This window comes from Bacillus sp. FSL R5-0709, assembly GCF_038004785.1.
Taxonomy (GTDB): Bacteria; Bacillota; Bacilli; order Bacillales; family Bacillaceae_G; genus Bacillus_A; species Bacillus_A mycoides.
Genome location: NZ_JBBORT010000001.1, coordinates 2,477,844 through 2,503,173 on the forward strand (window position 1 = coordinate 2,477,844; position 25,330 = coordinate 2,503,173).

The following is a 25,330-nucleotide window of genomic DNA, read 5'->3' on the forward strand; positions in this document are numbered from 1 at the left end:
GGTGTCTTTTCTCTATTTTAAATACGATATGTTAGTAACTCACTTGTATGTAATAGTATGTGCATTTTTACACTAACTTCTAAAGAAAAATTTCAAATTCTTTTCTTAATCTATTTGTAATAAATCTCATTAGAAAATTTTATCGCTATAACAAATAAAACTTTCTCAATATTATTTTGTTTAATAACTATTTCCATCTGCTTTCCAATCCATTACAATAATTTCACATTGAAAATACATGGAAATTCTCAATGTTCCAAATGGTTTATACCTTATAGGATTACTATGGGAAAGGATGTAAAATGTCTAATAAAAAATCATTTTTTATGACGAAATAAAAAATTTCAATGAAGAAAAAGTTATTTCATTATTCTCAAGTTACGTTGAAGTACATGTATTTATAATCACTATGAAACAAAGGGCAGAATCTAAGGACTATTTTTGTAGATTAGAAAATTGTATTTTAAAAATAAGTAAAACGTTTATGGAGGGTTATATGAGCGAGCAAATTTATTACTGGTCTCCTATTAAGCATTGGGAGAAGTTGCATAATGAAATTTTGATAGGAGAAACAAGATTTACAGGCGTTTTGTCTGAGTGGTTTCCTGAGTTTTATTTTTTTACTCAAAAAGGTGTGAAAATTAGTGAACTAGTAGAGCACTTTTCGTTAGGAAATGTAGAAGAGACACAAAAAACAGTAGAGCTTATGATAAAAAATCGTGTGTTAGTAAGTAACATATTACACCCAAGAGAAGTATTTTCCACACAAGAAAAGATTTTTCCGAATCCATATAGCAACCAGATTCGCTTTTCTAAAGAAGATTTAGATAAGTATATGAGTGAACAATTGAATCGAACACACCATGCTGTGCGGTCAACCGAAATTCAACTTGAAACAACAAATGAGTTACCCACTATAATCAAGGAACGTAGGTCTTGTCGCCAATTTGATATGAAAAAACATATTAGTTTTTTAGAATTTTCCCAATTCATATCAACTCTAAAACAGGTTAGGAAAGAACATATACACTATCATTACGCAAGTGCAGGCGGACTCTACCCTATTGATATCTTTATTTATATAAAACCAAAACGTATAGAAGGTATGAAAGCTGGGTTTTATTATTATAACCCAGCAAAAAACTGTCTTGTGATTGTAAATAATATTGATCAAGTAATCAAAAGTGATCATGAGTTAATAAACCAAGATTTATTTACTCAGTCTGCCTTTTCAGTTTATTTGGTTTATAATGCGAACGCTTCCATCCCGAAATACGGTTCAGATGGATATTTATTTGCTTGTATTGAGTCTGGTATTATCACTGCTACCTTAAATATGGTGGCTGAGACATTGAATTTAGGCGTTTGTTCAGTTGGTCATATGAAATTTGAAGAGATTCAGCAATTTTTATGTTTGGATAACCATCAAGTATTTCTCCATGGGCTTGAAGTTGGCTTGAAAATTAACGAATAGATGAAATGAATATTAGGGGGATAAAGATAAAAATGCACATTAAAGATCGAAGTTCGATTCATGAAAATAAAGGGGTAGAGGCGTTTTGGAAAGAGCAGTTATCTTCCGAGGTTCTCGATTTTTCTGTATTTAATAGCGGTTACCAACTAAATAAAGAAAATCCTTGCGAGCACGTTCAAGTCATAATGAATGTAGAGTTTAGTAAAAGTATACAAAAAGTAATTAAGTCTCAAGATTTATTATTATTTAGCTGGTTACAGGCCGCGTTAAGGATTTGTTTGGCACACTATACAGATCAAGAAAGGATTACTATTGGTATTCCTGTAATTGAAAAGAATATTGAACAAAGCGAGAATCTTAATAAGTTGATTCCTTTAGGAAGTGAAATCTATCCGCATCACAGCTTTAAACAAGTAGTAAATCAGATTGAACAAACGACTTTATTCGGGTATGACAATCAGAGTTATCCACTCTTTGAATTATTAGCGAAACACCATTTAACTCCTTTTCAAATTGTTATTGGGATGGAAGGATTACATAATAAAAATTTGATAGAAGAATATGCAGAGAATAATTTAGCCATCTGGATACAAAGAAAATGGAATGAAATACATAATGAATTTGAAATTCAAATTTCTTTCAAGTCTCATTCATTCTCTTCTTTGCAACAGTTTGCAAATTCATATCTTTATGTTTTAAAGCAAGTGTCAACAAATTCGAATTTGGCTGTGAAAGATATTTGTATCATTTCAGAAGAAGAGAAAGAGTTGCTAGAAGAATTGAATCAAGGTCAGGCGGACATAGAATTGTCTCAATCATTTCAAAATTTGTTTGAGGAACAAGTGTTAAAAACCCCAGATCAAATTGCTGTTGTTTGTAATGATCAATCTTTGACATATAGAGAATTGAATAAGAAAGCAAATCAATTGGCCTCTATTCTTCAAAGTAAAGGTGTTTCCAAAGAAAGTATTATTGGGGTTATGGTAGATCGGTCATTGGAAATGATCATTGGCATGGTGGGGATTTTAAAAGCAGGAGCAGCGTATTTACCAATCGATCCTAACTATCCAAATGAACGAATTGAATATATGTTACAAGATAGTCAAGCGAAATGTTTACTGAGCAAGCGAACAGAAGTAGAATTGCCGCAATTTGCGGGTGAAGTGCTGTATCTTGATGAGGAATATCTCTTCCAAGGTGAGGAAAGTAATTTAGTTCGAGAAAGTTATCCTAATGATTTAGCTTATGTTATTTACACATCGGGATCGACAGGGAATCCAAAAGGGGTAATGGTAGAACAGAAATCTCTTGTCCATTTTTTAAGTGTAATGAGAGAAAAAGTAAAAGATAATCAGTCATTCTTGTTTCTTGCTAGTGTATCTTTTGATATCTCCTTGTTAGAAATATGTCTGCCTTTAACACAAGGTTCGAAAGTAGTTATTGCTACAGAGGATCAGTTCGCAACAAAAGAATTAGCTTATTTGGTCAAAGAACATAAGGTGGATTTATGGGAATCAACGCCATCGCGAATGGAAGTGATTTTGAGTGATCCAGAAGGGGCAAATTTTCTAAAAGATTTAAAATCTATTTTGTTAGCAGGAGAAGCATTTTCCATTGATTTGGTTGAAAAAATTCGATGCATCAGTGAAGCGACAATTTTAAATATTTATGGTCCTACAGAAACAACCATTTGTGCAACAGTAAAGGATTTGAGCTCTGCCAAAGAAGTTACGATTGGAAGTCCCAACCCGAATTATCATTCCTATATATTGAATAAGTATGGTCAATTAAAACCATTTGGAATTCCGGGTGAACTCTGCATTGGTGGCGTGGCGGTAGCACGAGGGTATCTTGGGAAATCTAAACTGACAGATGAAAAGTTTGTACCGAGTCCCTTTACGGCAGGAGAAATGATGTATCATACGGGTGATCTCGTTCGTTGGTTGCCTAATGGAGAACTTGAATATCTAGGTCGAATGGATCATCAAGTAAAAATTCGGGGATATCGGATTGAATTAAGAGAGATCGAAAGCCAGTTAAGGGAATATCCAGAAATAAACCAAGCTATCGTTGTTGATCAAGTATATGGAAATAGGAAATTATTAGCTGCGTACTATGTATCGGATAATAAGGTCTCTTTTGATGAAATCAGAAAATATTTAAGTGATAAATTACCTGAGTTTATGATTCCTGAAAAAATGATTCAGGTGGAAGAGATTCCGTTGAATCCAAATGGGAAAGTAGATAGGAAAAGGTTATTAGATATAACACAAACAGATTATGTATCAATTCCATACGTTGCCCCGCGCAATGAAATTGAACAAAAATTGGTGCATGCATGGGAAAAAGTTATGGAGATTGAGGGAATCGGTATTCATGATAATTTTTTTGCTTTAAAAGGAGAATCGATTAAAGCACTTCAGGTAATTAATCTATTAAGAAAAGACTGCTTAAAAATAAGTACAACAGATTTTTTTAAGCATCCCACGATTGCTCAACTTAGTACTTGTGTAAAGTTAGAGCATAAAACGGAAAACTTTGAAAATAGACCAACCCATGTTAAAGATTTGTCTAAGCCATTTCCCTTAACAGAGGTTCAGACAGCGTACATGTTAGGACGGAATTCACAGTTTGAATTAAGTGGTATTTCACCTCAAACTTATTTTGAATATGAAACAGAATTGAATATCAATCGTCTTTCAAAAAGTTTTCAAAAGGTAATTCAACGTCATCCGATGTTACGAGCTGTAATTTTACCAGAGGGAGAACAGCAAATATTACAAAGCGTTCCTGATTACGAGATTGAAATAGTAAGTCTCATAGATTTAGATGATAGGAATCAAAATGCTCGCTTACAAGAAGAACGTTCTCGAATGACTAATCATGTATTTCCTTTAGGGCAATGGCCTTTGTTTGAATTAAAAGCCTTTCTTTTAAAAGAAGACACGTATTTATTATGTTTTCGATACGATGCTTTATTAATGGACGGAGCAAGCATGAACATCGTTGGACAGGATTTGTTTCATTATTATTATAAACCAGAGCAAAGGTTAGAACCTCTATCTTTTGATTTTCAAGATTACATGTTTATCTATGATGAACTGGAACAAAGTACAGAATATAAAACAGCAAAAGATTATTGGACAAGTAAGCTTCCTGACTTTCCGTTTGCGCCTTCTTTGCTGTTAAAAAAGGATCCGGCAGAGATTGCTACTCCTAAGTTCCAATCACTTAATAAGATCCTGGACAATGAAATATGGACAAAGCTACGAAAGTTAGCACAAGAGAAAGAAGTAACTCCTTCGGCTCTGCTTTGTACAATATATAGTGATGTATTGGCATATTGGAGTAATCAACGTCGATTGGCAATTAATTTGACTGTATTTAACCGTTATCCTGTTCATGAAGAAGTAGAGCAAATTGTGGGAGATTTCACTTCACTCATCTTGTTGGATGTTGATGTGAATCCAGATCAATCTTTCTTTACTAGAGTAAAAGAAACGCAATCTACTTTATTAGATGGTCTCGAACATCGCCATTACGATGGAGTTAATTTCATTCGAGATTTTACTCGATATCATCAAATGACGCCAAAAGCAGTTATGCCAATTGTTTTCACCTCGATGCTAGCAGGTGCGGGGGCTTTTGCTTGGGAACAACTTGGTTCACTTCGCCATATTCATGCTCGGACTCCACAAGTGCATTTGGATAATGTGGTAATTGAAAAAAATGGAGAGTTATTAATTAGCTGGAACTATGTTGAAGAATTGTTTGATGTTGATGTGATAGAAGCGATGTTTCACCAATTTGTTGACTTATTGGAACAATTAGTGAAACAAAGTGACGTAACATCTTTGCAGATGAAAGAGTTAGACCATGCTTTAATTGAGCAATACAATGAGACAACAGAAAAAATACCGTCGACTACTTTAAATCAATTATTTACAGACCAAGTAAAACGTACACCGGATGAAGTAGCAGTAGTTTTTGAACAAGACTACTTAACATACTCGGAGCTTCATAAGCGCTCCAATCAAGTTGCGCACTTTTTAAAAGAACAAGGAATTGGTCTAGGTGACAAGGTTGGTCTTTTAGCACAAAGACGAGTTGACACAATTGTTAATATGATAGGTGTTTTAAAAGCAGGTGCCGCTTATGTTCCGATTGATCCCGACCATCCTTCAGATCGCCAAACATATATTTTAGAAAATAGCTCATGCAAACTTTTATTAGAACCTAGTCTTTATGCAGAAAACCGCTTGTCATTATACACAACAGAAGATATGCCTGCTATTGCTGGTCCGGAAGATCTTGCCTATATTATCTACACTTCAGGAAGTACAGGAAAACCGAAAGGAGTAATTATTACTCACCAAGCGGTTGCAAATACCATTCAAGATATTAATCAAAAATATCAGGTAAATGAAGATGATCGTATTATTGGTATTTCTTCTATGTGTTTTGACTTATCTGTATACGATATTTTCGGAACGTTAAGCACAGGTGCAATGTTGGTAATGATTCGTGACCCAAGGGACATGCAAGAATTAATCCGTACTGTCGAACGTAGAGGAATTACAATTTGGAATACAGTACCTGCAATTATGGATTTGGCATTAGATCAAGTAGGTTCTCATTTTGAACATTCTTCCTTGCGTTTAGTTTTACATAGTGGAGATTGGATTCCACTTTCTTTACCAGAAAAAATAAAACGACATTTTCCGATTGCGGAAGTAGTTTCACTCGGAGGAGCAACAGAAGCATCGATTTGGTCAATTTATTATCCGGTCAAACAGGTGGAATCGCATTGGAAAAGTATTCCATACGGGATTCCTTTGGCAAACCAAACGTATTATGTGTTGAACTATGAAAAGAAAATGTGCCCTGTTGGTGTAATTGGAGATTTATATATCGGGGGAGTGGGCCTTGCTAAAGGATATTTAAATGATGAACAGAAAACAAATGAAGCATTTGTATCACATCCTGATTTTGGTCTTATTTACAAGACAGGAGACTGTGGAAAAATGCATCCTGAGGGATATATTGAATTTTTAGGCCGCCAAGATTATCAAGTCAAAATTCAAGGATATCGAGTAGAGTTAGAAGAAATCGCCCATTGTCTTCTCACTTACAAACAAGTCGAACATGCAGTAGTGATTGATCAGACAGATGAGTATGGTATAAAATTTTTAGTCGCATATGTGGTAACTGAGAAAAATATTAGCACAACAGAACTTCGAAAGCATTTGCGAGATCACTTGCCAGGTTACATGATTCCTTCTTATTTTGTTTATTTGGAACAATTGCCCTTGACTCCAAACGGGAAATTAGATAGAAAAGCGCTCCCTACTCCGGAGAAACAAACAAATGAAGTATTTATTGCTCCAAAAACGGAAATGGAAAAAATATTAACTAGTGTTTGGCAAGAAGTACTCAAAGTAAATCGGATTGGAGTAAATGATCATTTCTTTGCCTTAGGTGGAGATTCGATAAAAGCGATTCAAGTTTCCGTCAGACTGTATAGACAAGGATTTGAGCTGGAGCCAAAAAATTTATTTTCATTTCCTATATTAGGAGACATGGTTCAATTTGTTAAAAAGCTTGATCATCTTCCAAATTCGCAAACAAGTGATGTAAACAAAATGAACGATAATAAAGTTACAGTACTAAATGTTAAAGATAAACAACTTAATCAACATACACTTATCAAAATACAAGAAAAAATGCCAGAAATAAAAATAGAACGTATTTACCCATTGGCACCTTTCCAGGAAGTTATTTATGAACATGCTGCGACTGAACCTGATACAAATGCATATTTCGAACAAACAATTTGGGCACTTGAGGGGGAGCTGGATATTAATCTCTTTATTCAGTGTTTCCAACAATTAGTTGATCGTCATGATTCTTTAAGAACGATAATTGTGCAAGATGAACAAGCACAACCTTGGCAAGCTGTTCTACATGATGTTCAAATGATTTCAGAGATAAAAAACTTGATTGAGATGACGAAACAAGAACAGCAAGAATTCCTAGACCAGTGGATGAATGAAAATTTAAGTCAAGGATTCAAAAATGATGAACTCATGACCCGTCTTTGTATATTCCAACTAGAAAATAACGAGCATAAGGTGGTTTGGAGTTCCCATCATCTATTATGTGATGGTTGGAGCGTCAGCATTTTGATAGACGAATTATTCCAGCTCTATGAAACAATAAATGCGGGAACTACGGCAGAGTTACCTATAGTGAAACCTTTTGAGACATTCATAGATTGGACTGTAGCACGAGATCATGAGAAAGCACGTCATTTTTGGCGGGATTATTTATCAGGATACAATCGGAAAATTAGTATTCCTAAAAAGAAAGTACCAACTCAAAGTGAAGGGTTAAATTTCACATTTATGGATTTAACATTAGATAAGGATTTGACTAATCAGTTACAGACATTTGTAACTAAAAACAATATAACTATGAATTCGGCATTACTAGCTGTATGGGGAATATTGCTTGGCAAATACAACGGAATGAGAGAAGTAGTATTACCTAATCTAGTATCAGTCAGACCTCCCGAAGTAGAAGGGATTGAAAATATGTTCGGTCTGTTCACAAATATTTTGCCTATCCGACTAGCATGGACAGAAACGCAATCTTTTGTGGACTTCCTGCAAAAAGTACAACTAGAAACATTGAAATGTAATGAGTATGCATACTATTCATTTGTTGATATACAAAAACAAAGTGAATTAAAAACTGAGTTGACTGACCATCTTTGGGTTTTTGAAAACTATCCGACTAACTCAGCTATCTTTTCTTCAAATGAAAACAGAAATTTTGCCATCACAGATTACGAAGTTGTTGATGAGCCTCATGTAAAGTATGGAATTATGTGCTTCCCTGAAGAGAAACTTACAATAAAGTTTGGATATGATCAAACCGTATATGAAGCGGAGAAAATACAGGAAATATTGAATCACATCCATCAGTTAATCAACATGATTCTTCAAAATCCAATACAGGCAATCGGTGATTACAAATTATAAAAAATGAAAAGGCGAGCAAGAACTCGCCTTTTTAAATAGAATAGGAGTAAACCAAATGACAAAAAACTTGCAGTTATCAGCCGAAGAGATGCGTCAGTTAGGATATCAAGCGGTGGACTTGATTGTTGATCATATGAATCATTTAAAAAGTAAACCAGTTTCGGAAACGATTGATAGTAATATTTTTAGAGACAAGCTAATTGAAACGATTCCAGAAAACGGATCCAATCCAAAAGAGTTACTTCATTTTCTTAATAACAATGTGTTTAATCAAATTACTCATGTGGATCATCCTCATTTTATGGCTTTTGTGCCAGGTCCTAATAATTATGTTGGTGTAATAGCAGATTTTTTAGCAAGTGGGTTTAATGTATTTCCTACAGCTTGGATAGTAGGTGCAGGTGCTGAACAAATTGAATTAACGACAATCAACTGGTTAAAATCAATGCTAGGATTCCCTGATTCAGCTGAAGGGCTATTTGTCAGTGGCGGTTCCATGGCTAATTTGACTGCACTTACTGTAGCGAGACAGGTCAAGCTGAATAATGACGTAGAAAATGCGGTTGTGTATTTTTCTAACCAAACTCATTTTTCTGTAGATCGAGCACTTAAAGTATTAGGTTTTAAACATCATCAAATTTGCCGAATTGAAACAGATGAAGATTTAAGAATTTCAGTTAGTACTTTAAGAAAGCAAATAAAAGAAGATCGATTAAAAGGGAAAAAACCATTTTGTGTTATTGCTAATGCAGGGACAACGAATTGCGGAGCGGTGGACTCCCTCGATGAATTGGCTGATCTATGTGGTGATGAAGATGTATGGCTACACGCGGATGGTGCTTATGGGGCTGCAGCAATTCTCAGTGAAAAAGGAAGGGAGGTGTTAAGAGGAATTCATCGTGCTGATTCTTTGACGTTAGACCCGCATAAATGGCTTTTTCAGCCTTATGATGTTGGTTGTGTACTCATTCGCAATAGCCAATATTTAAGTAAAACGTTCCGTATGATCCCAGAGTATATTAAGGATACGGAAACTAATATAGAAGAAAAAGTGAATTTTGGGGAGCGTGGAATTGAACTTTCTCGTAGATTTAGGGCATTAAAGGTATGGCTTTCTTTTAAAGCATTTGGAGTCACAGCTTTTCGTGAGGCAATAGATCATGGCATTATGTTGGCTGAACAAGTTGAAGAGTTTTTAAGGAAAGAAAAAGATTGGGAAGTAGTAACACCTGCCCAATTAGGAATTGTTACTTTTCGTTATATTCCTTGTAAGCGAACGTCTACAGAAACAATTCATGAAATAAACAAAAAACTGGTGGAAGAAATTAATCAAAGAGGATTTGCTATGCTAAGTACGACTAAATTAAAAGAAAAAGTAGTAATTCGACTTTGCTCTATCAACCCGAGGACAACATTAGAAGAAATACTTCAAATCATGATGAGCATTAAGGCGTTGGCAGAGGAAATAAACACATCGCCTAAACATCTTATATCTGTTTCTCAGCCTTGATATATTAGGTGAATTTTACATATTAATAGCCGATTCTAAATGAGAATCGGCTATTATACTATTTACGAGTGTTTTTCTTGTAAAGGGATTAAGCCTCAACCTTAGAGACTCTTTTGAAACCAGTCTTTACTGCTTGTACCATTTCGTTTACAGCGTAAATAGATACATCGGCATTTGGATTTAACCCTTCAAACCAGTGATAGGCATTTGGATATAAATGAAACTCGACATCAACACCAGCTTGCGCTAGTTTGCTTACATAGGTTAATGTTTCACTGCGGAATGGATCTAATTGACCAACAAATGTGTAAGTATATGGTAAATCACTATAATCCTCTGCTCGAGAAGGCGCTGCATAGACAGGGATTTGATCTGTTCCATACATTTCTCCTAAATACATTTTCCAACCAGCTTCATTTGCCTTTTGATTCCAAACAAATCCTTCTTTAATTTCATTCGCTGAAGGTGTATTATTTCGGTCATCAATCATTGGATAGAGTGGCATCTGTAAACAAATTGAAGGATATTTTCGATCTCGGGCTAATAATGATAATGCTGCTGTTAGTCCACCTCCAGCGCTTACTCCTGCAACCCCAATTCGATTCGAATCAATGTTTAATGACTTCGCATTATCAGCAATCCATTTTAAAGCTGAATAACAATCCTCAATTGGTGCTGGGTAAGGGTGTTCAGGTGCTAAGCGGTAGTCTACAGACACGACCACACAGCCAGCTTCTTTTGCAAACCTCATACAAGTATCATCGTTATCATCTATAGACCCTAAGATATAACCACCACCATGTATCCATAATAAGACAGGTAAAGGTTCATTATTTGATTTTGGACGATAAATTCTTAATGGTAACGGATTATCATCAGGTCCAACAATGATTTCATCTGTTAACGAAAGGGATTCATCAACAACGGTAGGTGGTCTCATTTGAGCTATTCCTTCTCTGATTGATTGCAAGTTTTCCGGGTGTAAATCGAGATTTGGAAACATCTCTAACCCTTGTAATAACTCTGGATTTACTCTTGTTTTCATTTTAGCACCTCTATTTGTAATTGTTTTCGAATAAATGAAGTGTATTCTAAGTAGTTTAATTGTGAAAAAATATCACAATTAAATTGTAAATTGGATATGCGATAACAGTCAACAGAATATTCGGAAATTAAAACCTTTCTCAAGAAGGAGTTTCACGCAACCAATAATACAAGTAGTGGATTTAGGAGCAAAGTGTTTTCATGTCGTTGTATTTATGTACACTTAGTCTTCTAATTAAACCAAGTGATAATCCTTTTTATTTTAATGACATATTGCAAGTGATACCTATTCGAATTCATACTCGGAAAGAATTAATCCATTTTCATTCCTTAATATATAATTCAGGGAAATACTCATGGGCAGGCATTAATATAGGAAAACAGTACAAATTAAAATAACTGTTTAAAAAAATTCCTTTTATTTGGCTAGAAAAGGAGTAGATTCTTTTTTCTTATCTAGACTCATGAAGAAGTATGAAAATCAGAATTTATAATTCAAAAGCCAGCTTAAAGTAATTGCAATAATTACTTTGGATAGTAATCTTAAAAAAATATAAAAAAGAGAAGAACTCACCAAAGTTCTTCTCTTTTTTATATGTAATTAGGGTTTCCATAACTGTAGATATGGATGGTGTAAATTAATGGATGAATAATTTACTCTTAAAATTATAACAGAACAATTAAAGATTTTTATATGTAATATTGCATATAAAGGGTAAACAACAATAATTTCTTTTTATAAAAATAAGCCCCTGGTGAAAATGATGAGTAACCCTTTTCCATATGAAATGAACTTGGTATAAAATGAAAGATTACAAGTATAAGATTCTATACTTAGTAATCCCTCACTTTAAGGTATGTCTTTGGGGAAGTGTGAGGAGTTCAATCGATTCTGAATAAAATTGATAGTATCAGTTGCAATTTTTTTACGTTTAAGAACAATCCCGGCATGTCCGCATGTATAAATATATCGCGTAGGTCTTTCCCAGGATTCCCACAAATAGTCCGTATCCTCAGAGTGCACATGTAGATCGTGCTTACCTGAAATTAATAAAATATTTTCTTTTTTTACTTTTGGTAACGCTTGACTCGGTTCAGTGATTTTCCAATAAGCTATTAAATCATCATACGTAACACCATGATGTTCCAAATCTTCTCTAATAAATTTACCTGGATTTGTCTTCCAAATTGAATATGAGAGTCGATTCGCGTAGAAAATGGATGCTAACACATCAATTTCTGGTTCAACAAGAGATGTTAAGTTAGTAATAACTCCACCTAAACTGATTCCTATTAAAATCAAGGGACCATTTTTATTTTCTTTTATCCATTTGATCAAAGTTCGTAAATCAGCTACCGCTTGTCTAGTTGCTTCTACAGTTCGTTCAACATTGGCACTTACCATGTACTCTCCACTGTATAGGGATTGGTTCGGTTTTCTGTCAAAATGATATGGTAAAGTGAAATAATACATATTCCACTTCAAGTTGGTCATATGGTCGTGGAATATTTTTTTTACACGTTCGTTAGAATCCATTCTCCAACCGTGAACAAAGATGACATGAGGTGCATTTTCATTTTTATGTAAAAATAATTCTCCAGTGACAGAATCGTTGCGTGAATCACCAGATTGAACCGAGCTTTTATATTTGAAATGTCCAACCATGTATTCCTTTTCTTGTTTTAAATGCTTAATGTTAAAATGAATATGAGATGGTTTTACTTTATAAAAAAATTCTATGTCCTTTATATATAGTGAGGTGTTAGAAAGAGAAGTATACTGAAACTTTACACTTCTTTTTTTGTGCAAATCATACAAGGCGTATCGATCAATGAGTTTTGAAAAAATCAAATTAACCTCCTCCAAAATACATATCGTCTAAAAGATGGACAAAATTTATGCTGTAAATTAATTGTAAAATATTCTCTTTTTCTAATAGTAGATGCTTGAATTATAAAACAGGTGGAGAATTTGTATATTATATTATAAAGCTATCAATAAAATAAAACTATAAATATCTTTTACAAAAACCTAAAAAGCAAGTTAATATTCTCATTCATAAAAGAGAACATTAACTTGCTTATTTTCCAACCTTTTGAAGTGACGTAATTTATATGAAAGACAATGTGTCAATTTGTATATTTAATACAGTGATAGTTACCATAATTTTCGAAGCCTATAGTTAATTAACCTTACAATATACGTCTTTTTGGTATATAAATAGCTATATTCATTAGAGAAAGAGTTTTAATCCTTCATGAGAATCTTTAAAACCTAATTTCTTATAAAAGTGTAAAGCTTCTTGTCGTTCTTTATCTGTTGTTAACTGTACTAAATGACATCCCCGTAATTTAGCACGTTGAATAGCCCATTTAATAAGTTTACTTCCTATACCTTTACCACGTTTTGATGAGGCTGTCCGTACACCCTCAATTGTAGCTCTCCAACCCCCTTGACGTACAATGTAAGGCGTAAATGTAATTTGTTGAATACCGACAATCTCCGTCCCATCACACGCTACAATCAACTCGTTATTTGGATCACAATCAATAGCATGAAATGCTCTTATATAACTATCAGGGAGTGGTGTTTCATAGCGCTCTCTTTTATTTCCTAAAACATCATCAGCAAGTATTTTTACAATTTCATCTAAATCATCTGCCGTTGCAATCCTAAATGTTATAGTTTCTGTCACTATCAAAAAACCTCCTTAATGTATGCACTTGTTACTTTTATTTTACTTGTTTAAATACAATAGGTTAAATTATAAAATATTATGAGTCTCTATAACTTTTTCTTATAGATAGCATAAAAGCCTAACTAATAAAATTATAATTTAGGCTTTTTAACACAATATTATTATTAGAAAATCCGACCAACTTCAAAAAACCTCCATATTCTTTAATGAATTTTCATATTTAACAAGCACACATAGAACCATTCAAATAGGGTGGTTTTTATTTGTTGTATAGAAATTACGTAATAAGCATGGATTTGTATGCTCTCATTCAATGCTATCTAAAGCCATAACTTCCTTGCCAATATTCAAAAACGATTACGTTTTTGAATATGTGTTCAGGTCTTTCTTGACCAGGTCAATGAATAACTACACATAAACTCCTTATATCTCTAGATAAACTACCGATTAGCTCCATATAGACTCTAGATAACCTATATAGAATACAAGTTATCAAGGAGGTAAGAAAAAATGAACTTTATGAAACGAGCAATTCTCAGTATGAAAAAAAGAGTAGGAACATCATTAATTTTGATGGCGGTTTTCCTAATTGTTACAAATTTGGTGTTGGCAGGATTCACAATCCAAAATGCATCAAAAAAAGCTGCTGATGCAGCAAGAAAAAAACTCGGTGCAGATGTTACTTTAAGTCTTGATTTTGACAAATTAGGTCAACAAGCTAGAGAAACTGGAGAGATGCCTAATCCACCGAAGCTTAATACAAAAGAAGCAGATCAATTAGCGAAGTCAAAGTATGTAAAAGACTATAATTACATAACTAGCACTCTCGGAATTTCTGACGGACTTAAACTAGTAGGAGCTTCAGAAGGAGAAGAAGAAGGAAAAGGTAAGGTGGGAATGGCGGCTGTACGAGGCGGTTCAGGCTCCGGTACAGAAATAGATATGAATTCTTCTTTTATGATTGAGGGAGTTCGCAAAACTGCATTACAAGAAAGCTTTAAGAATGGAAAAAGTAAAATCATTGATGGGAAACCAATTACAGAACAGATGAAAGATCAGAATGTAGCTTTAATGGAAAAACGATTAGCGGAATTAAACAACTTGAAAGTAGGAGACAAAGTTAAAGTGCAATCAGGGGATAAGAAGGAAACCCTGGAGGTTGAAATTATCGGTATTTACGAAACGAATGAGCAAGCAATGGGGCAACAAGCTCCTCCTATAATGGATCCAGCTAATAAACTATATATGCCGCATTCAACTATGAAAAAATTAGAAATAAATCAAGGTATAAGTAGCATTCAAGTCGTGTATTTCTTGAAAGATCCACAAAACATTGAAGCATTTAAAGAAGAAGCAAAAAAATCTGATATTGATTTTAATTATTATAAATTAGATGCACATGATTCGTTGTACAAACAAATGATTGGGCCTATCGAAAATATCTCATCAACTTCTCAAATGATTATTTATATTGTATCAATTGCAGGTGCGATTATTTTAGGGTTAATCATTATGTTATCGATTAAAGCACGTCGTAAGGAAATGGGGATTCTATTGTCCATTGGAGAGAAAAAGTGGAAACTGATGGCGCAGTTCGTAGTAGAAGTAGTATGTATCGCTATTTTAGCATTTGGATTATCCATAACAACAGGAGCAAAAATTTCTCAATTCATAGGGAATAATTTACTTTCGAGTGAAATTGCTACAGCAGGAGAAGAAACAAACACCTCACAAAATGGAACTGTAATGGTAGCTGGACCTGGTGGAACTGTACAAAATCAAAAAGAGGATCCAATTGATAAAATTAATGTAAGTGTAACAGGCGAAGATGTAGGGAAAATGGGGGGGATTGGACTAGCTATTGCTATATTAGCAACGCTTCTTCCAGCATTATCTATTCTACGCCTGAATCCAAAACAAATTCTTTTAAAAGATGAATAAGGAGGCTCGATATGGAGACGATTTTACAATTTAAAAACTTAGATTATTATTATGAAAGTAACGGAAAAAAAGTAGCGATACTAGAAAATGTTAACTTTTCTTTTCAAAAAGGACATTTCTACACGATTCTAGGACCATCCGGATCTGGTAAAACCACTACGCTTAGCTTAGGTTGTGGGCTAGATATACCTAAAAATGGTTATGTACTATTTAATGGAAAGGATATTCGAAAAATTGGTTTGGATCGGTACCGTAATCAAAATGTATCGGTAATTTTCCAATCTTATAATTTGATTACCTATATGAGTGCTCTTCAAAATGTCTTAACAGCAATGGAAATTACAGGTGTTAAAGTGCAAAATAAAACGGCAAGGGCATTAGAATTATTAGAGAAAGTAGGACTTACAGAAGTAGAAGCGAAACGAAATGTTCTGCAACTAAGTGGCGGGCAACAGCAGCGTGTTGCAATCGCTCGAGCGTTATCTTGTAATGTTGATTTACTGATTGCGGATGAGCCGACAGGAAACCTCGACGAAGAAACGGCAATGGATATAATAGAACTGTTTCAAGAACTTGCACATAAAGAAAATAAATGTATTATTGTTGTGACGCACTCACAGGAAGTTGCTAAAAAATCAGACCGTGCAGTCTATTTAAGTAAGAAGAAGTTGGTAGTAAACGAAATTTAATATAAACACCCTAGTTTTTTAATTCACATAATTTTCGAAATTAGTTTCTTCAAATATTTATATTTGATATACAATATAACCAAGCCATAATTAAAATGGTCTCCCTGTATTGAATGTTAAGATAGTTTGTTATTCCCTTTTTAACAATTTTTGAAAAAGAACTTGTAGTATATTCTACAGGTTCTTTTTTGTACTCTTTCAATATCAACGGTCTTCAAATGAAATATGAATTTTAACTAAGTCATTCTTTGGAGTAATTATTTATTCGTTACTTTTAAAGCGTCTAACACTATTTTAGTTGCATTTGCAATAAGTTTATCATCGTATTTCGCATCTTCTTTCGCATGATTAGAAAGTATCGCAAGAATAATTGGCTTTTTATTTGGTGGCCAAATGATTGCAATATCATTCCTTGTTCCATAAGACCCAGAGCCGGTCTTATCGGCTACTTCCCATTCTCCTGGAACTCCAGCACGAATTAAGTTGTCCCCCGTAGTATTTCTTTTCATCAAATCTATTAAAAAGTTCCGTTTCTCAACTGAAAGTATATCGCCTAGCGCGTATGCTTGAAGACTAGTAGCTAATGCCTTTGGGCTACTAGTATCACGAGTGTCTCCTGGCTGCACTTCGTTTAATTCTGGTTCAAAACGTTCAGGATTTGTGACAGTATCTCCTATTTCTCTCAGTGATTTTTTGAATTCACTTGGCCCACCTAATTGTTTAAGAATAAGATTTTGTGCAGTATTATCGCTATATCGAATGGAAGCATCCGCAAGCTCTTTCAGAGTCATACCTGTATCTACATATTTTTCAGTAATTGGATTGTAATTCACAAGATCTTTGCTAGTATACTTAATTCTTTGATCTAAATCTTCTATTGATTTCTTTTGTAACAGTGCTCCCACAGCAAGGGCTTTGTGGGTAGATGCGTATGCAAACCGTTCATCTGAACGATAAGTAACGGTTTGATTCGTACCTGTGTCTAATGCATAAATACCAAGTTTAGCATCATATTCTTTTTCCAGCTTTACAAAAGAATGATTACTTGTATTTTCTTGTTTGGTTTGTTTCGGTGGTGCGGATTGAATATTACTATTGGAACAGCCTATAAGCGTTGCACATGAAAGTAATACTACAGGGAGCATCTTTTTATAATGTGCGATGTGAAAAAACTTCTTTGAAACTATCATACATTTTCAACCTCTTTCAAGAATATATGGATTTTGTATAGGTATTTTACATACCTATACAATTAACAAATGCACAGGATAGCACTCATCTTGTGTTTCTTGCATTACAAAATGAGAGAACTACCAAAAGCACCTTTTTTATACGTAATAGACAATCTAAGTAACACATTTGTTCCATTTATGATTAAGGTTTTGAATATATCCATTAATTTTATTTATAAAAATCACAAAATCCACCTTTTTTGCACGCCACTTAATTTGATGTGGATTTAGATTGAGTTTACCTCGTAAGGGGAATTTCAATTGGATTGCGCATATATAACAACCTCGTTCCGGACAGAATAAGTAATAACAACTACTGATTTCATTTTAAGTGAGGTGTTATACGATACATACGACAAAGCAAAAAAGACTTGTGGTGCAAAGTATAACTACATTTAGTCTACTAATAACGACTATCTTTACACCCATGCTTATTTACATTGTTTATGGATTACAGATTTCGAAAGGCTTTGAGGGATACTGGCCATCAATCCTGTTTTATACAACTTATATGACGGGTGTGTTTATCTGGATACCTATTGTGAATAAGGCTGGGATTCACCGCTCCTTATATTGGACTGTTTCTATTCTGATAGTATCATTACTTAGTGTTACTTTCTTTGGATGGAGTTCAAGATGGCTAGAAATAAGTGCGTTATTTTCTGGTTTTGCAGTTAGTACAATTTCTACCATGACGAGTACTTTATTGTTTCTACATGTGGAAGGCGGGGGAAAGGTTTATAATAAAAATCAACAAGCGATTATTATTGGTATCGTTTTTCTTTTACTAATAATCGTATTGTTAGCGATTAGTTTTTTATCGCCGCCGCTGATAACATGCATATATGGGATTTGTTTAATCAGTATCCTTTTTGCTATAAAAAAAATGCCGAGAACAGAGTTAGCCAAAGGGCTTTTACCTATCTCCATCGTATCGGTTGTAGGAAAGTTTCTTTTTGTCTCAATGCTTATTCTTTTGATTCGAACAAGTCGTAACATAAATAATGAACAATATATTTTTTATTTTTTTCTACTTTCTATAGCGCTTATTTGTTTCATGTTTTTGAGTTTGTTGAAAGGAAAGTTCTTTCATAAACTTTCATCTTCTTTACCAATTCGCTTAAAGGCAGAATCATTTTTACTTGGATTAGGAAATGGATATTTATTTTTGATGGGTATTTTTTATAGTTTTACTTTCTATAACATGTTAACCTGTATTTTCATTGTAGTTGGACCATACCTATTAGGGATTTTGATGTCCATATTTTTAGATATCAAAGCTGCTAAGAAAGTTAATCCAATCCATTTGTTTTTAGTAAGTACTTTAATCATGATATTCGGGTTTTATTCTCCAATATTTATAGTCCTTAGCGTTACATTTGGAAGCTATGCCATTAATAGTATTTCTTCTCAAAATAATATGAAAGTATATGTGGTGAATGCTACACATAGAGAGCTTTCTTTACTCATTTACACAACATGGAGAAATATGGGGAATATATTTTTACAATTTTTTATATTGATTGTGATTGTGGGAGTAGGGGTGTTTTACGATGTCGAATGGTCGCAACTTTTCCAAACAATTGTTGGGAAGGGTCAAATGCAGATTGAAGGGTTATCCGTACAACGATTGATGTTTATGTTAGCAATTTGCTGTTGGCTTGGCATGGTGGGCTTAGGTATGTGGATTGGTAAAAAAGCTAATCCCAATATTGCTTAAAAAGTAACTCGAAAAATATCAATACTAAAATTACAAAAAACAAACAAACTCGTCCTACTAAGAGGGGAGTTTGTTTGTTTTTTGTTTAGATAATGGAATGTTCATGCTAAATTGTACACTACGTTCCATATTCTTTATAGAATACTTTATATCTAACGTTTCAAGAATTTGTTTAACAATATATAGCCCCAAACCACTTCCTCCAGTATTTCGATTCCTTGATTTTTCAATTCGATAAAATGGTTTGAAAATTTGTTGTATATCCTCTTCTTTAATATTGACACCTGTATTCATAATTTGCATTTTGATTTGACCTTGTTTAGAATCCTCACTTAACTTTATATAGACTTTTTCATTATGTGGTGAATACATAACCGCATTATGGATAATATTTTTACATGCTTTTTCAAAAAGAACACGATCTGTATAAACAGAAAGATCAGAATCAATTTCTTTTATTATTTGGATGCTTTTTTGAGAAGCAAAAAATTCGAGATCTTTTGTGATTGTATCTATTAACTTCGAAAGATTAACTTCTTCTACTTTTAGTTTAAAGGTGTGTTGTTCTAATTTCGACATGCTTAAAATTTCACGAACTAATTGTTCCATACTTTCAATAATTTGATGATTTTTCTTTAAATATTGATCACGATTTTGATAAGGGCCAATATTGTATATCATCCCTTCTAAGTATCCTTTCATTACAGTAAGAGGGGTCTTTAATTCATGTGCTACAATCGCAAAAAACTCTCTGCGTTTTGTTTCTATTTCTCGTTCTTTTTCAATATCATTTTTTAATTGTTGATTTGCTTTTTTTAAATCAAACATAGCTTGTTGTAAGTTAATAGACATGTCATTCAAACTATTAGATAATTCTCCTAACTCATCTGTAGAGCGAACCTCAATTTTTTCGGAGAAATCTAAATTTGCCATCTTTTGTGCACCCTCATTAATATAAATAAGTGGTTTTGTAATAAACCTGGAATAGAAATAAGCACTCCCTACACCAATTATGAGTACAATGATACTAATATAGGGGAGAAAGCGTACTAAAACCTGTGAAGCTTCATCAATTGGTTGAAATGTAGCAAAGACTATAAGCGTTAAACTACCATCTTGGAATTGAATTGGTTTCGTAACGTTATATGAATTGCTAAGGGTACCTGCATTCTCGAACCGTGTGGCTCTAGTAACTACTGTTGTTTGCGAACCATTTTGAGTAAAAGAAAATGAAGGAGAGTATTTAATTATTCCCTCATTATTTTGAAGATAAAGCATCGCATTATTTTTTTTTGCATATTCATCAAAAAGTGGTATCGCATCTTGAAACGTAAGATCTTTAGATTTATCAATGATTTCTTTTATCCCTGTTTGAAGTTGATCTGTTTTGTATTGCTCATAAAACGTAGGGAGAAAGAAGTATAAAGTTAAATAAATCAATACTGCAAAGGATAACAAAATGAGAGAGGTAGTCATAAAGAGTTTATAAGTAATTTGCTTCATCTTCATGATTTTCACAATACTATTCATCAATTTTATAACCAATACCCTTTATTGTTTTAATATAAGGGATAGCTAACTTTTTACGTAGGTTTTTAATATGTGTATCAATTATTCGTGTTTCTCCAAAATAATCGTACCCCCAAACTTTTTCTACGATATTTTCTCTTGTGAGTACTTTTCTCTCATTTTGAAATAGTAGTTGTAGAATTTCAAACTCTTTTGTCGTTAATAAAATTTCAACGTCATTTACATATACTCTATATGCATCAACATCGATACGCACTTCTTTAAATACCAAATGATTATTTACATTTTTATCATAACTTCTTCTAAGTACAGCTTCGACTCGTCTAATCAAAACATGAAACGAAAAGGGTTTTGTTATATAATCATCGATTCCAAGATCGAACCCTTTCATTTGATCTTCCTCTTCTTCCAATGCAGTTAGCATAATAATTGGTACGTTTGACTGACTTCGAATCATCTTGGATACTTCAAATCCATTAAGATTGGGCATCATTACATCTAGAAGAATTAAATCAAAGGATTGCTTATTAAATTGTGTCATACCCTCTAATCCATCTGATGCAACTACAACTGTATACTGTTGTGTCATTAAAAATTGTTTAATTAATTCCTGAATTTCTTGATCGTCTTCTACCACGAGAATATGATAGTTTTTCATAATATCACCTCTGGTAGTCATTATAGCCTTACTATCTGGAGTTTATGTGGAGATAAATTAGGAGATTCCACAAGACGATTATTGTGTTAGCTCCACGTTCAATAAAATGAACATTAATATTTAAGTAAAACTAATGTATAATAATGTAAATCGGGTGTAATTTCTTGAATTGTATGAAAATATACTTTTACTTCTTTACCAAGAGGAGAAAAGGAAATGAATTTCAATATAAAAGAAGCTACTGTAATTCTAGAGCGTGTGCCACAAACTTTGGAGTTTTTTTATCTAGTTTATCCGGCGAATGGCTACATTGTAATGAAGAGGAAGGAACTTGAAATACATTCGAAGTAGTTGAGCATTTAATTGATCTGGAGAGAAACAACTGGATTCTAAGGCTAGAATTAATTCTCCGGGAAGGTGAAAATAAATCCTTTACTCTGTTTGATCGTTATTCTCACATAAATAACAACTCTCTTGGTAAACCAAAAGTTTAAAGGTACGAACTAGGGATTATTTATATATTGCGAGAAAGGTTGTGAAATTATTTGAGGAGTTATAAAGCTATGCTATTTGATTTAGATGATACGTTACTTGATAGGGATAAGGCAGTAGATAAACTGTTTTCCATTATTTTAGAGGAGTTTTATGGGGATGTTGAACAACATGCAGTAAAAAACGAAATGTTACAGAAATTCAAGGGATATGATAAAAAAAGCTATGGTCATAGTGATAAAGTAAAGGTTTTGGAATCGTTTTTTGATGAATTCCCACCGAAATATAGATTACCACGCAATTGCATTCAAGACTTTTGGAATAATAATTTCCCGAAATGTTTTTCTATAAACCAAAAAACTATTAATATCATAAATACTATAAAGTCACATATTAAAGTTGGAATTATAACAAATGGCTCAACTCAGAGGCAAAAAGAAAAAATAATTAACACGAATTTGAATCGTTATTTTGATACAATCATTATTTCTGAAGAAGCGGGATTTAGTAAACCTGACAAACTCATATTTGAATTAGCATTAAATAAGCTAAATGTACAATCAGAAGATGTACTATTTGTTGGAGATGACTTAGAAAAGGATATTGCTGGTTGTCAAAATGCAAATATAAAGGGCATATGGTTCAATCCTAATATGATTAAGAATAATACCGACACTAAACCATATGCCGAGATTACTTCTTTTGATAATTTATTAAGTTATTGTGGAGAAATAAATTTCCAAAAATAGTAAAAAGATAGATTACCCTTAATTTCATTGACCGTATGAGAAGTTTTAAAACAATATTTATTTACGATGAAATAGAGGTTATCGAGCCAAGGGCAAATCATTTATGTGTGTTAATGAAGATCTACACAGCATGTTTAATATATACTTTATAAATTATAGAGGGGTGAGACTATGGAAATAAAGAAAGTAGTAATTGGCGGAATAAATATTGCCGTCGTCAGAAACGATACAGTATTAATATCCGAAGTTCAATCTGCATTAGATCTCATGGCAACAGTTCAATATGAAGCGGATTCAAAGCGGATTGCTATCAATAAATCATTAATAAGTGAAAGTTTCTTTGACTTAAAAACACGTCTTGCGGGTGATATTCTTCAAAAGTTTATTAATTACAGCGTGAAAATTGCTATCATCGGGGATTTTTCTATGTACACTAGTAAAAGCCTAAAAGATTTCATTTATGAATGTAATAAAGGTAAGGATATTTTTTTCTTAGCAACTGAGCAACAAGCAATTGAAAAATTAAGCTCATTGAAATAAAGATATAAAATGTAATTCGAAAGAGGCATCCGTGAAGGTGCCTCTTATTTGTATTTTTATATAAATATGTTTTTCAAATTTAAATTTTGTACCGGTACAGTAACTGCAAATGTACATTGTTACTATATCCCTTCAAATTTACAATCAGCATATATTATTTTAATTTATAACTTATTAAGGGGTGCTGAATATGACAAAGTTACAAGATCAACTTTTCACAAGATTAAACCTTGAAAAACGTACTGAAATAAAATTTGAAGAATTAAGTACAATACTCTTTGTATTTGCCCACACAATCCCGTTTGAGAATTTAAATGTAATAGCAAGTAATGCGAATACAATTTCTATGAAAAACTTACAAGAGAAAATTTTAACTAGTTCTCGAGGTGGGCTTTGTTATGAATTAAATACTCTTTTTTACTATTTTTTAAAAGATAGTGGTTATGATGTACAACTCGCACTAGGTACCGTATATAAAAATGATATAAACGCTTGGGCACTTGAAGATGGGCATATAACAATTATTTTAAATTACGAAAACGTAAGGTACTTAATTGATGTAGGTATTGCTTCATTAGTACCTCTTGTGCCAGTACCGTTTACTGGCGAACTTGTTTCTTCTAAAAACGGTTCGTATCGAGTAAGACAAAAAGATACGAGTAAAGGAAACTATGTTCTAGAAAGAATAGATGTTGATGGAGAATGGAAAGTTTGTCATGCTTTTTATAAACATATTATTGATGAGACAGTAGTAAACGATGTTCAAAGAAGAGTGATAGAAGATGAGAAATCTATTTTCAATAAAGGACCCATTGCAGTAAAATTGACGAACTTTGGCCATGTCTCATTAACGAATACTAGTTTAACTGAAATTATTTATGGAGAAAAAACGAAGCGTGAAATTACAGAAAATCAATATAAAGAGCTTTTATATACTTTATTTGCTATTGAGTTGTGAATATAAAAATAGCCGGTTCTTATTCAGAATCGGCTATTTTTATTATTTTTGGTTTAAATGGTTTTCGTCTAATATGTTTCGGAAACTGCGGTATAGTTAACGTTTTTAACGTTTCCTCAGCTTCTTCATATGTATGAAAGACTGGCTTTTTTCCATTATCTCCTTGCAAAACTAGCCCTTCATCTCGGATTACATACGGCATAAAACCACTACTTATAGTAAAAAATTATGGTCTATTGAAACAGAATGATACGATTTCAAGTTTAATTTTCTTAATAGATATAATACACTAGAACAGTATAAAGAAGTATATAAAATGAATATTGGATGCAAAGGAAGATTATAATGTCAGTTATTGATAAATTGAAACTAAATAAGTATACAAATATGGTCGTAATTAACGAACCAAGTGATTATGACATTTTCACAGGTAAAGAAACCTCATTTTCAAAAGAACATGATGCTATTTTTATTTTTGTTGAAACACTTGATGAAATGGTGAAACAAACGAATTTTATTATTAGTAATGAAGAATTACTAATTGAAAAAGGTTACGTGTTTTTCGCATATCCGAAAAAAGGTAATGCTCGTTACAGTACGTTTATTCACCGTGATGAGATGTTTCCGGCATTAAACGTTGGAGATGATGGATATGTGGGGGAAAGCGAAATTAAATTTGCGCGAATGGTAAGTATGGATGATGTCTTTACAGTTGTAGGTTTAAAACGTGAAAAGAAAAAAGCGAAGAAAACACCTGCAGCGAGTCAATGTGTTGCTGATTATGCAGACCGTATTCAAGATGTTGAAGCATTATTGGCTAATCATCCAGCTGAACTTAAGTTTTATCAAAGTTTAACTCCTGGTTATCAAAAAGATTGGGCACGTAATTTATTTTCTGTGAAACAAGAAAAAACACGCGATAAACGTCTTGAGAAAATGATTGAAATCCTTTCACAAGGCTATAAAACAATTGAATTATTCCGTAAGAAGAAAAAATAATGATTAGGAACGTCACAATGATGCAACAATTAATTACGTTGAGCACATTGAA

At 33.1% G+C, this 25,330-nt stretch carries 18 protein-coding genes; 11 read left to right on the top strand and 7 right to left on the bottom strand.

Annotation, left to right across the window (positions count from 1 at the left end):
- Positions 1-496 precede the first annotated feature (496 nt).
- The 3 genes from MKX37_RS12625 to MKX37_RS12635 are packed head-to-tail and all read left to right on the top strand — an operon-like array spanning position 497 to position 10,027.
- Positions 497-1,474 carry a SagB/ThcOx family dehydrogenase gene (locus tag MKX37_RS12625; RefSeq protein WP_078422532.1) on the top strand — a complete coding sequence of 326 codons (978 nt, stop codon included), beginning with the start codon at positions 497-499 and terminating at the stop codon, positions 1,472-1,474.
- A gap of 32 nt (positions 1,475-1,506) precedes the next feature.
- A complete protein-coding gene (locus MKX37_RS12630; RefSeq protein WP_078422533.1) occupies positions 1,507-8,517 on the top strand; it encodes a non-ribosomal peptide synthetase in 7,011 nt (2,336 codons plus the stop codon).
- Positions 8,518-8,572: 55 nt separating this feature from the next.
- On the top strand, positions 8,573-10,027 hold the full coding sequence (locus tag MKX37_RS12635; RefSeq protein ID WP_078422534.1) for a pyridoxal phosphate-dependent decarboxylase family protein: 1,455 nt from the start codon (positions 8,573-8,575) through the stop codon (positions 10,025-10,027).
- 88 nt (positions 10,028-10,115) lie between these two features.
- Here MKX37_RS12635 and MKX37_RS12640 read toward each other — a convergent pair whose 3' ends face one another.
- From MKX37_RS12640 to MKX37_RS12650, 3 genes are all read right to left on the bottom strand, one after another.
- On the bottom strand, positions 10,116-11,072 hold the full coding sequence (locus MKX37_RS12640; protein WP_078422535.1) for an alpha/beta hydrolase: 957 nt from the start codon (positions 11,070-11,072) through the stop codon (positions 10,116-10,118).
- Positions 11,073-11,921: 849 nt separating this feature from the next.
- Entirely contained in the window at positions 11,922-12,923 is a 1,002-nt protein-coding gene (locus MKX37_RS12645; RefSeq protein ID WP_078422536.1) for an alpha/beta hydrolase, read from the bottom strand.
- Positions 12,924-13,305: 382 nt separating this feature from the next.
- On the bottom strand, positions 13,306-13,767 hold the full coding sequence (locus MKX37_RS12650; RefSeq protein ID WP_078422562.1) for a GNAT family N-acetyltransferase: 462 nt from the start codon (positions 13,765-13,767) through the stop codon (positions 13,306-13,308).
- Positions 13,768-14,280: 513 nt separating this feature from the next.
- On the opposite strand from MKX37_RS12650, the gene MKX37_RS12655 reads away from it, so the two are divergent.
- Together MKX37_RS12655 and MKX37_RS12660 are read left to right on the top strand one after the other, a co-directional pair.
- The gene (locus tag MKX37_RS12655; protein WP_078422563.1) at positions 14,281-15,711 is read left to right on the top strand and encodes an ABC transporter permease; all 1,431 of its coding nucleotides are present in this window, start codon (positions 14,281-14,283) and stop codon (positions 15,709-15,711) included.
- A gap of 11 nt (positions 15,712-15,722) precedes the next feature.
- Complete coding sequence (locus MKX37_RS12660) at positions 15,723-16,400, top strand: ABC transporter ATP-binding protein (RefSeq protein ID WP_003189466.1); 678 nt, start codon at positions 15,723-15,725, stop codon at positions 16,398-16,400.
- A 257-nt stretch (positions 16,401-16,657) separates the two neighbouring features.
- Here MKX37_RS12660 and bla read toward each other — a convergent pair whose 3' ends face one another.
- Complete coding sequence (gene bla / locus MKX37_RS12665) at positions 16,658-17,590, bottom strand: class A beta-lactamase (protein WP_078422564.1); 933 nt, start codon at positions 17,588-17,590, stop codon at positions 16,658-16,660.
- Positions 17,591-18,059: 469 nt separating this feature from the next.
- Between bla and MKX37_RS12670 the strand changes: the two genes are divergently transcribed.
- On the top strand, positions 18,060-19,352 hold the full coding sequence (locus MKX37_RS12670; RefSeq protein ID WP_078422425.1) for a hypothetical protein: 1,293 nt from the start codon (positions 18,060-18,062) through the stop codon (positions 19,350-19,352).
- 57 nt (positions 19,353-19,409) lie between these two features.
- Here MKX37_RS12670 and MKX37_RS12675 read toward each other — a convergent pair whose 3' ends face one another.
- Positions 19,410-20,882, bottom strand: coding sequence for a sensor histidine kinase (locus MKX37_RS12675; protein WP_002168308.1), 1,473 nt, complete (start codon positions 20,880-20,882; stop codon positions 19,410-19,412).
- Positions 20,875-21,540, bottom strand: coding sequence for a response regulator transcription factor (locus tag MKX37_RS12680; RefSeq protein ID WP_000800741.1), 666 nt, complete (start codon positions 21,538-21,540; stop codon positions 20,875-20,877). Before MKX37_RS12680 ends, MKX37_RS12675 begins: the two co-directional genes overlap by 8 nt.
- Before the next feature lie 216 nt (positions 21,541-21,756).
- Here MKX37_RS12680 and MKX37_RS27445 point away from each other — a divergent pair, with 216 nt between their 5' ends.
- From MKX37_RS27445 to MKX37_RS12700, 4 genes are all read left to right on the top strand, one after another.
- On the top strand, positions 21,757-21,891 hold the full coding sequence (locus tag MKX37_RS27445; RefSeq protein ID WP_372362209.1) for a hypothetical protein: 135 nt from the start codon (positions 21,757-21,759) through the stop codon (positions 21,889-21,891).
- A gap of 212 nt (positions 21,892-22,103) precedes the next feature.
- Complete coding sequence (locus MKX37_RS12690) at positions 22,104-22,781, top strand: HAD family hydrolase (RefSeq protein ID WP_002168307.1); 678 nt, start codon at positions 22,104-22,106, stop codon at positions 22,779-22,781.
- A gap of 171 nt (positions 22,782-22,952) precedes the next feature.
- Positions 22,953-23,321 (top strand): DUF4180 domain-containing protein, encoded by a 369-nt coding sequence (locus MKX37_RS12695; RefSeq protein ID WP_078422415.1) that lies wholly within the window; start codon positions 22,953-22,955, stop codon positions 23,319-23,321.
- Positions 23,322-23,511: 190 nt separating this feature from the next.
- Entirely contained in the window at positions 23,512-24,279 is a 768-nt protein-coding gene (locus MKX37_RS12700; protein WP_050000469.1) for an arylamine N-acetyltransferase family protein, read from the top strand.
- 19 nt (positions 24,280-24,298) lie between these two features.
- On the opposite strand, the gene MKX37_RS12705 is transcribed toward MKX37_RS12700, so the two are convergent.
- Entirely contained in the window at positions 24,299-24,481 is a 183-nt protein-coding gene (locus MKX37_RS12705) for a hypothetical protein (protein WP_078422416.1), read from the bottom strand.
- A 143-nt stretch (positions 24,482-24,624) separates the two neighbouring features.
- On the opposite strand from MKX37_RS12705, the gene MKX37_RS12710 reads away from it, so the two are divergent.
- Positions 24,625-25,278: a YdeI/OmpD-associated family protein gene (locus tag MKX37_RS12710; protein ID WP_002085348.1), complete on the top strand. Its 654-nt coding sequence runs from the start codon at positions 24,625-24,627 to the stop codon at positions 25,276-25,278.
- Positions 25,279-25,330 lie beyond the last annotated feature (52 nt).

What these genes read in the sequence shown, in the direction of transcription:
- MKX37_RS12625 (WP_078422532.1), top strand. Translation starts at nt 497, where the DNA reads ATGAGCGAGCAAATTTATTACTGGTCTCCTATTAAGCATTGGGAGAAG.
- MKX37_RS12630 (WP_078422533.1), top strand. Translation starts at nt 1,507, where the DNA reads ATGCACATTAAAGATCGAAGTTCGATTCATGAAAATAAAGGGGTAGAG.
- MKX37_RS12635 (WP_078422534.1), top strand. Translation starts at nt 8,573, where the DNA reads ATGACAAAAAACTTGCAGTTATCAGCCGAAGAGATGCGTCAGTTAGGA.
- MKX37_RS12640 (WP_078422535.1), bottom strand. Translation starts at nt 11,072, where the DNA reads ATGAAAACAAGAGTAAATCCAGAGTTATTACAAGGGTTAGAGATGTTT.
- MKX37_RS12655 (WP_078422563.1), top strand. Translation starts at nt 14,281, where the DNA reads ATGAACTTTATGAAACGAGCAATTCTCAGTATGAAAAAAAGAGTAGGA.
- MKX37_RS12660 (WP_003189466.1), top strand. Translation starts at nt 15,723, where the DNA reads ATGGAGACGATTTTACAATTTAAAAACTTAGATTATTATTATGAAAGT.
- bla (WP_078422564.1), bottom strand. Translation starts at nt 17,590, where the DNA reads ATGATAGTTTCAAAGAAGTTTTTTCACATCGCACATTATAAAAAGATG.
- MKX37_RS12670 (WP_078422425.1), top strand. Translation starts at nt 18,060, where the DNA reads ATGCTTATTTACATTGTTTATGGATTACAGATTTCGAAAGGCTTTGAG.
- MKX37_RS12675 (WP_002168308.1), bottom strand. Translation starts at nt 20,882, where the DNA reads ATGAATAGTATTGTGAAAATCATGAAGATGAAGCAAATTACTTATAAA.
- MKX37_RS12680 (WP_000800741.1), bottom strand. Translation starts at nt 21,540, where the DNA reads ATGAAAAACTATCATATTCTCGTGGTAGAAGACGATCAAGAAATTCAG.
- MKX37_RS27445 (WP_372362209.1), top strand. Translation starts at nt 21,757, where the DNA reads ATGAATTTCAATATAAAAGAAGCTACTGTAATTCTAGAGCGTGTGCCA.
- MKX37_RS12690 (WP_002168307.1), top strand. Translation starts at nt 22,104, where the DNA reads ATGCTATTTGATTTAGATGATACGTTACTTGATAGGGATAAGGCAGTA.
- MKX37_RS12695 (WP_078422415.1), top strand. Translation starts at nt 22,953, where the DNA reads ATGGAAATAAAGAAAGTAGTAATTGGCGGAATAAATATTGCCGTCGTC.
- MKX37_RS12700 (WP_050000469.1), top strand. Translation starts at nt 23,512, where the DNA reads ATGACAAAGTTACAAGATCAACTTTTCACAAGATTAAACCTTGAAAAA.
- MKX37_RS12705 (WP_078422416.1), bottom strand. Translation starts at nt 24,481, where the DNA reads ATGCCGTATGTAATCCGAGATGAAGGGCTAGTTTTGCAAGGAGATAAT.
- MKX37_RS12710 (WP_002085348.1), top strand. Translation starts at nt 24,625, where the DNA reads ATGTCAGTTATTGATAAATTGAAACTAAATAAGTATACAAATATGGTC.